Here is an 8,171-nt window from a genome sequence, read left to right as displayed (position 1 = left end):
TGCGGGCCGGGCTGCCGCCCGGGATGCGGGGCGGGGCCCCCGCGGGGCGGCGGGAGTCCTGGCGGGCCGGCGGGCGGGAGCCCGGGCGGCGCTGGGCGGTCCTGGTCATGACCTTGTGCATGGAAGTCCCCGTTTCCTCGGTTCGCGAGACCGCCGGTACCGGTCGGTAACTTGGCGTTGGGGATCTTGTACGGGGCCGTGGCCGGTGGCGGCAAGGAAGGGCACGTCCGCGTCGGGGCGGCAGGAGAGTTCACCTATCAGAGTGATCGAGGGGCCCGGAAGCCCGTGCTCGCGCGCGGACCGGGGGTGAATCGCGGGACGCGGGTGGACGGCCCGGGCGTCATGGGTGGGAACTCGAAAGGGGACCCCCGCGCGTATCCTGAAGGCCCTCCGCACGGTCCCCCCGACCCCGACGAACAGGAAACGGCCAGCATGCGCGTCTACGTCCCCCTGACCCTCCCCGGGCTCGCCGAGGCGTACAAGACGGGTGAGTTGGCCGGCGGACCGTTCGTCGCCTACGCCGTCACGCCCGCGTTGCGCGAGTGGTACCTGTCCGACGACATCGAGGAACTGGAGTACGCGGCGCTCAACCGTGCCGCGCTGGCCTCGCTGCGGCTGCTGGCCGCCGACACCGGCGCCGTGCGCCGCCGGGTCGTGGTCGCCGTCGACGTGCCGGACGGCGCCGCGTCCGCCGACCCCGACCGTGGGCTCGACCCGGCGGCGCTGGGCGAGGTGCGGGTCGCCGGAGCCGTGGCGCTGGCCAAGGCGGCCGCCGTGCACGTCGACCTGGAGGACGCCGAGGCGGACGTGGCCGCCGCGGCCGAGGCGCTGGAGGCGGCGGACGGCGGGGACGACGACGCGCAGTTCGTGGTGGACGGGGCCGAGGACCACGAGCTGCTGTGGTACGCGACGCAGGAGATCCCCCATCTCGTCGGCCTCGCGGACTGAGCGCCTCCGCACTCCTCTGTCCGCCGGCCTCTTCATTGTCAGTGGCGGCGGGTAGGTTTTTCGCATGGGGAAGCAAGCAGGGGCACACATCGTGTGGGACTGGAACGGGACGCTGTTCCACGACAACGACGCGATCATCGGGGCGACCAACGCGGCGTTCGCCGAGCTGGGCCTGGAGCCGATCACCATGGAGCAGTACCGGGCGCTGTACTGCGTGCCGGTGCCGAAGTTCTACGAGCGGCTGCTGGGGCGGCTGCCCACGGACGCCGAGTGGGAGCTCATGGACGAGGTCTTCCACCGGTACTACGCCGAGCACCGGGTGCGGTGCGGGCTGGCCGAGGGGGCGGTGGAGCTGCTCGCCGGGTGGACGTCGGCGGGGCGCAGCCAGTCGATCCTGAGCATGTACGGGCACGACGAACTGGTACCGCTGGTGCGCGGGTTCGGGATCGAGGCGCACTTCATACGCGTCGACGGGCGGACCGGGCCGTCCGGCGGCAGCAAGGCCGAGCACATGGTGCGGCACCTGGCGTCGCTGCGCGGGATCGATCCCGGGCGGACGGTGGTGATCGGGGACGCCGCGGACGACGCGGTGGCCGCGATGCACGTGGGCGCGCGGGCCGTGCTCTACACCGGGGGCTCGCACGGACGGGCCAGCCTCGAGGAGGTCGGCGTGCCGGTCGTGGACACCCTGGCGGAGGCGGTCGTGGAGGCCGAGCGACTGGCGGCCTGACCGCCGAGGGCACCCCGAGCGACATCACGCCACCAGCGCCGACCTCGCCACCGATCCCGGCCGCACGCCCCCGGTGCAGGCCTCACGTCACCGACGCCTTGGCCCTCAGCACCGTGAGGAACTCCCGCATCCACGCCGAATGATCCGGCCAGGCCCGTGCGGACACCAGGGTGCCGTCCACCACCGCCTCCGCGTCCTGGAACTCGGCGCCGGCGGACTGCATGTCCGGTTCCAGCGCCGGATACGCCGTGACGCGGCGGCCGCGCAGGCCGTCGACCGCGGCGGTGAGCAGGGGGCCGTGGCAGATCTGGGCGACCGGCTTGTCGGCGTCGAAGAAGGCTTTGAGGATCTTGCGCAGCTCGGGGTCGTTGCGCAGGTACTCGGGGGCCCGGCCGCCGGGGATGACCAGGGCCGCGTACCGGCCGGGTTCGACCTCGGCGAAGGCCAGGTCGGCTGGCCAGGTGTAGCCGGGCTTCTCGGTGTAGGTGTCGAAGCCGGGTTCGAAGTCGTGGACGACGAACCGCAGCCGCTTGCGGGCCGGGGCCGCGATGTCGACCTCGTAGCCCTCCTCGCGCAGGCGCTGGTAGGGGTACAGGACCTCCAGCGACTCGGCCGCGTCGCCGGTGACGATGAGGATTCTGGCTGTCATGTCGGCAACGTGCCTCCACCGGACGCGCTTGCCAAGGGGGTCTGCACCGCGCGAGGAGGGACAGTGCGGGATGAAGGGGAAAGGGGGGCTCTAGTGTCTTGTGAGGCGTTTCGCCCCTGTGCAGAACGTCAAAGTTCGGCACCGGGTTTTGTACACATACGGCTCATGACGGGCCCCCTGTCAGGAGCGATAGCCTTGGTGGCGTGATCAGCGCGATAGCTCGCGGGGGCAACGTCGCCCCTGCCCTGCGCCCGGGGAGCACGGAACACCTCCGTGACCGGGCGGCGGTCGCTGGTCCTCGCGGGCGGGACGGGATCGCAAGGGTCCCCAGGACGCCGTACACACCCCGGGAACGGACGATGCCGAGAGCAGCGTCACATCCCACGGGCGCGTCGAGAATGGCTGATAACCCCCCGCGTATCTCACCTTGCGACATAGCGTCGGTGCAGACCGGAGAACCCGGGCCGTGGCGACGAGCCGCAGGGGAAGAGACCGTACTTCCTTCTACGTCACGCAACGGCGCGCGACAGGAGCCAGAGGACAATGCAGACCAAGCTGGACGAAGCCAAGGCCGAGCTGCTGGAGAGGGCCGCTCGGGTAGCTGAGAACAGCCCGGTCGGGGGGCACCTACCGACCGGGACGGCGGACGGGAGCACGCCCGACCGGGAGACCGTGCTCGCGTTCCTCCAGCGCTACTACCTGCACACCGCTCCGGAAGACCTGGGCGGCCGCGACCCGGTCGACGTCTTCGGAGCCGCGCTCTCGCACTACCGGCTGGCCGAGAACCGCCCCCAGGGCACGGCCAGCGTGCGGGTCCACACGCCCACGGTCGAGGAGAACGGCTGGACGTGCAGCCACTCGGTCGTCGAGGTCGTCACCGACGACATGCCCTTCCTCGTGGACTCCGTCACCAACGAGCTGACGCGGCAGGGGCGTGGCATCCACGTCGTCATCCACCCGCAGATCGTGGTGCGCCGCGATGTGGCCGGCAAGCTCATCGAGGTGCTTCCGGCGAAGCCCGGCGCCGGGCTGCCGCACGACGCGCACGTCGAGTCCTGGATCCACGTCGAGATCGACCGCGAGACCGACCGCGGGGACCTCAAGCAGATCACCGCCGACCTGCTGCGCGTCCTGTCCGACGTCCGTGAGGCCGTCGAGGACTGGGACAAGATGCGGGACGCGGCGCTGCGCATGGCCGAGGAGCTGCCCGCCGAGCCCGTCGCGCCCGAGCTGCGCGAGCAGGAGATCGAGGAGGCCCGCGAGCTGCTGCGCTGGCTGTCCACCGACCACTTCACCTTCCTCGGCTACCGCGAGTACCAGCTGCGCGAGGACGACTCGCTGGCCGCCGTCCCCGGCACCGGCCTCGGCATCCTGCGCTCCGACCCGCACCACGCGGGCGAGGAGGGCCACCCGGTCAGCCCGTCCTTCGAGCGGCTGCCCGCCGACGCCCGCGCCAAGGCCCGCGAGCACAAGCTCCTCATCCTGACCAAGGCCAACAGCCGTGCCACCGTGCACCGGCCGTCGTACCTGGACTACATCGGCGTCAAGAAGTTCGACGAGCAGGGCAACGTCGTAGGCGAGCGCCGCTTCCTCGGCCTGTTCTCCTCCGCCGCGTACACCGAGTCGGTGCGCCGGGTGCCCGTCATCCGCCGCAAGGTCGACGAGGTCCTGCAGCGCGCCGGGTTCTCGCCCAACAGCCACGACGGCCGCGACCTGCTGCAGATCCTCGAGACCTACCCGCGCGACGAGCTCTTCCAGACGCCCGCCGACGAGCTGCAGTCCATCGTCACCTCCGTGCTGTACCTGCAGGAGCGCCGGCGACTGCGCCTGTACCTGCGCCAGGACGAGTACGGCCGCTACTACTCGGCCCTCGTCTACCTCCCCCGCGACCGCTACACCACCGGCGTGCGCCTGCGGATCATCGACATCCTCAAGGAGGAACTGGGCGGCATCAGCGTCGACTTCACCGCCTGGAACACCGAGTCGATCCTGTCCCGGCTGCACTTCGTGGTCCGCGTCCCGCAGGGCACCGAGCTGCCCGAGCTGTCGGACCTCGACAAGGAGCGCATCGAGGCGCGCCTGGTGGAGGCCGCGCGCTCCTGGGCCGACGGTTTCGCGGAGGCGCTGAACGCCGAGTGCGGCGAGGAGAAGGCCGCCGAGCTGCTGCGCCGCTACAACAACGCCTTCCCCGAGGGCTACAAGGCCGACCACACCCCGCGGGCCGCGGTCGCCGACCTGGTCCACCTGGAGCAGCTCAGCGAGGCCCAGGAGCAGAGCGGCCAGGACTTCTCGCTCAGCCTGTACGAGCCGGTGGGCGCGGCGCCGGAGGAGCGCCGGTTCAAGATCTACCGCCGGGGCGAGGCGGTCTCCCTGTCCGCGGTGCTGCCGGTCCTCAGCCGGCTCGGCGTCGAGGTCACGGACGAGCGGCCGTACGAACTGCGCTGCGCGGACCGCACCACCGCCTGGATCTACGACTTCGGCCTGCGCATGCCGCGGGCGCAGAACGGCAGCGGGGACTACCTCGGCGACGACGCCCGCGAGCGCGTCCAGGACGCCTTCGCGGCCACCTGGACCGGCAAGGCGGAGAACGACGGCTTCAACGCCCTCGTGCTGAGCGCCGGGCTGACCTGGCGGCAGGCGATGGTGCTGCGGGCGTACGCCAAGTACCTGCGGCAGGCGGGCTCCACGTTCTCGCAGGACTACATGGAGGACACCCTCCGCAACAACGTCCACACCACCCGGCTGCTGGTCTCCCTGTTCGAGGCGCGGATGTCGCCGGACCGGCAGCGCGCGGGCCACGAGATCGTCGACGCCCTTCTCGAAGAGGTCGACGCGGCGCTCGACCAGGTCGCGAGCCTGGACGAGGACCGGATCCTCAGGTCCTTCCTGACGGTCATCAAGGCGACCCTGCGGACGAACTTCTTCCAGGAGGCCACCGGCGGCCGGCCGCACGACTACGTCTCCATGAAGTTCGACCCGCAGGCGATCCCGGACCTGCCCGCGCCGCGCCCGGCGTTCGAGATCTGGGTCTACTCGCCGCGCGTCGAGGGCGTGCACCTGCGCTTCGGCAAGGTCGCCCGCGGCGGTCTGCGCTGGTCCGACCGGCGCGAGGACTTCCGCACCGAGATCCTCGGCCTGGTCAAGGCGCAGATGGTGAAGAACACCGTCATCGTGCCGGTCGGCGCCAAGGGCGGCTTCGTAGCCAAGCAGCTGCCCGACCCGGCGGTGGACCGGGACGCGTGGCTGGCCGAGGGCATCGCCAGCTACAAGATGTTCATCTCCGGCCTGCTCGACATCACCGACAACATGGTCGCGGGCGAGGTCGTGCCCCCGCAGGACGTCGTCCGGCACGACGAGGACGACACCTACCTCGTCGTCGCCGCCGACAAGGGCACCGCGACCTTCTCCGACATCGCCAACGGGGTCGCCGAGAAGTACAACTTCTGGCTCGGTGACGCCTTCGCCTCCGGCGGCTCGGCCGGCTACGACCACAAGGGCATGGGCATCACCGCCCGCGGCGCCTGGGAGTCCGTCAAGCGGCACTTCCGCGAGCTCGGCGTGGACACGCAGAGCGAGGACTTCACGGTCGTCGGCATCGGCGACATGTCCGGTGACGTGTTCGGCAACGGCATGCTGCTCAGCGAGCACATCCGCCTGATCGCCGCCTTCGACCACCGGCACATCTTCATCGACCCCAACCCGGACGCGGCCACCTCCTACGCCGAGCGCCGCCGCATCTTCGAGCTGCCCCGCTCCAGCTGGGCCGACTACGACACCGGGCTGATCTCGGCCGGCGGCGGCGTGTTCCCGCGCACCGCCAAGGCCATCCCGCTCAACTCGCACATCCGCGAGGTCCTCGGCATCGAGGGCAAGATCTCCAAGATGACCCCGGCCGACCTGATGCGCGCCATCCTGCGGGCACCGGTGGACCTGCTGTGGAACGGCGGCATCGGGACGTACGTGAAGGCGTCCACCGAGTCGAACGCGGACGTCGGCGACAAGGCCAACGACCCCATCCGGGTCGACGGCGCCGACCTGCAGGTCAAGGTCGTCGGCGAGGGCGGCAACCTGGGCCTGACCCAGCTCGGCCGGATCGAGTTCGCCCGGCACGGCGGCAAGATCAACACGGACGCGATCGACAACAGCGCGGGCGTGGACACCTCCGACCACGAGGTGAACATCAAGATCCTGCTCAACGGCCTGGTCACCGAGGGCGACATGACCGTCAAGCAGCGCAACAAGCTGCTCGCCGAGATGACCGACGAGGTCGGCCACCTGGTGCTGCGCAACAACTACGCGCAGAACACGGCGCTCGCCAACGCCCTCGCCCAGTCCAAGGACATGCTCCACGCCCAGCAGCGGTTCATCCGCCACCTGGTGCGCGAGGGCCACCTCGACCGGGCGCTGGAGTTCCTGCCCACCGACCGGCAGATCCGCGAACGCCTCGGCGCCGCACAGGGCCTGACGGGCCCGGAGACGGCCGTCCTGCTGGCGTACACGAAGATCACGGTCGCCGAGGAGCTGCTGCACACGTCCCTGCCGGACGACGTGTACCTGCGCGGGCTGCTGCACGCCTACTTCCCGACGGCGCTGCGCGAGCAGTTCCCGGAATTCATCGACAGCCACCCGCTGCGCCGCGAGATCGTCACGACCGTGCTGGTCAACGACACGGTCAACACGGGCGGTACGACGTATCTGCACCGTCTGCGCGAGGAGACCGGCGCCTCGCTGGAGGAGATCGTGCGGGCGCAGACCGCGGCGCGGGCGATCTTCTGCTCGGCCCCGGTGTGGGACGCGGTGGAGGAGCTGGACAACCGGGTCGAAGCCGCCGTGCAGACCCGTATCCGCCTGCACTCGCGCCGTCTGGTGGAGCGCGGTACGCGCTGGCTGCTCAACAACCGGCCGCAGCCGCTGCAGATCGGCGAGACGGTGGAGTTCTTCGCCGAGCGTGTCGAGCAGGTCTGGCAGCAGCTGCCGAAGCTGCTGCGCGGCGCGGACCTGGAGTGGTGGCAGAAGATCTACGACGAGCTGACGGACGCCGGCGTGCCGGACGAACTCGCCACGCGCGTGGCCGGGTTCTCCTCCGCCTTCCCGGCGCTGGACATCGTCTCGATCGGCGACCGCATGGGCAGGGACCCGATGGACGTCGCCGAGGTCTACTACGACCTCGCCGACCGGCTGCACATCGCCCAGCTCATGGACCGCATCATCGAGCTGCCCCGTGCCGACCGCTGGCAGTCCATGGCCCGCGCCTCCATCCGTGAGGACCTCTTCGCGGCCCACGCGGCGCTGACGGCGGACGTCCTGGCGGTGGGCAACGGCACCTCGACCCCCGAGCAGCGCTTCAAGGCCTGGGAGGAGAAGAACGCGGCGATCCTGGGCCGGGCCCGCACGACGCTGGAGGAGATCCAGGGTTCGGAGACGTTCGACCTCGCCAACCTGTCGGTGGCGATGCGGACGATGCGCACACTGCTGCGGACGCACTCGTAGCCGGCGGTACGCCACGACGAAGGGGGCGCCCCGGGCCGTATCGGCCCGGGGCGCCCCCTTCGTGGCGCGGCGGCTCAGGCGGCCTTGGTCGGCTTGGGCTTGTCGGCGCCGCCGGTGAACTCCTCGTACGCGGCCATGACCTCCTCGGTCGGGCCGTCCATGCGCAGTTCGCCGCGCTCCAGCCACAGCACGCGTTCGCAGGTGTCGCGGATCGACTTGTTGTTGTGGCTGACCAGGAACACCGTGCCCGCCTGCTGGCGCAGTTCGCGGATGCGCTCCTCGGAGCGGCGCTGGAAGGACCGGTCGCCGGTGGCGAGCGCCTCGTCGATGAGCAGGACGTCGTGGTCCTTGGCG

General features: G+C 70.9%; 4 protein-coding genes and 1 pseudogene. 3 read left to right on the top strand and 2 right to left on the bottom strand.

The genetic code is table 11. The features are described from left to right. The first annotated feature begins 432 nt into the window (after nt 1-432). Entirely contained in the window at nt 433-948 is a 516-nt protein-coding gene (locus M8J74_RS38155; protein ID WP_249840823.1) for a DUF6912 family protein, read from the top strand. 64 nt (nt 949-1,012) lie between these two features. Continuing rightward, complete coding sequence (locus tag M8J74_RS38150) at nt 1,013-1,678, top strand: HAD family hydrolase (RefSeq protein WP_058924978.1); 666 nt, start codon at nt 1,013-1,015, stop codon at nt 1,676-1,678. Nucleotides 1,679-1,760: 82 nt separating this feature from the next. Here the strand turns inward: M8J74_RS38150 and M8J74_RS38145 are convergent, their stop codons facing one another. Then, on the bottom strand, nt 1,761-2,327 hold the full coding sequence (locus M8J74_RS38145) for a DJ-1/PfpI family protein (protein WP_249840822.1): 567 nt from the start codon (nt 2,325-2,327) through the stop codon (nt 1,761-1,763). A 543-nt stretch (nt 2,328-2,870) separates the two neighbouring features. On the opposite strand from M8J74_RS38145, the gene M8J74_RS38140 reads away from it, so the two are divergent. Beyond that, nucleotides 2,871-7,817 carry an NAD-glutamate dehydrogenase gene (locus M8J74_RS38140; RefSeq protein WP_249840821.1) on the top strand — a complete coding sequence of 1,649 codons (4,947 nt, stop codon included), beginning with the start codon at nt 2,871-2,873 and terminating at the stop codon, nt 7,815-7,817. Between the two features lie 74 nt (nt 7,818-7,891). Here M8J74_RS38140 and M8J74_RS38135 read toward each other — a convergent pair. Next, nucleotides 7,892-8,171 (bottom strand): annotated as a pseudogene (locus tag M8J74_RS38135) (ABC transporter ATP-binding protein); the annotation flags it as partial.

Source organism: Streptomyces panaciradicis, from assembly GCF_023516615.1.
Classification (GTDB): domain Bacteria; phylum Actinomycetota; class Actinomycetes; order Streptomycetales; family Streptomycetaceae; genus Streptomyces; species Streptomyces panaciradicis.
The sequence above is the reverse complement of the archived record's forward strand: the minus strand, read 5'-3'. Positions and strand labels throughout refer to the sequence as shown.

What these genes read in the sequence shown, in the direction of transcription:
- M8J74_RS38155 (WP_249840823.1), top strand. Translation starts at nt 433, where the DNA reads ATGCGCGTCTACGTCCCCCTGACCCTCCCCGGGCTCGCCGAGGCGTAC.
- M8J74_RS38150 (WP_058924978.1), top strand. Translation starts at nt 1,013, where the DNA reads ATGGGGAAGCAAGCAGGGGCACACATCGTGTGGGACTGGAACGGGACG.
- M8J74_RS38140 (WP_249840821.1), top strand. Translation starts at nt 2,871, where the DNA reads ATGCAGACCAAGCTGGACGAAGCCAAGGCCGAGCTGCTGGAGAGGGCC.
- M8J74_RS38145 (WP_249840822.1), bottom strand. Translation starts at nt 2,327, where the DNA reads ATGACAGCCAGAATCCTCATCGTCACCGGCGACGCGGCCGAGTCGCTG.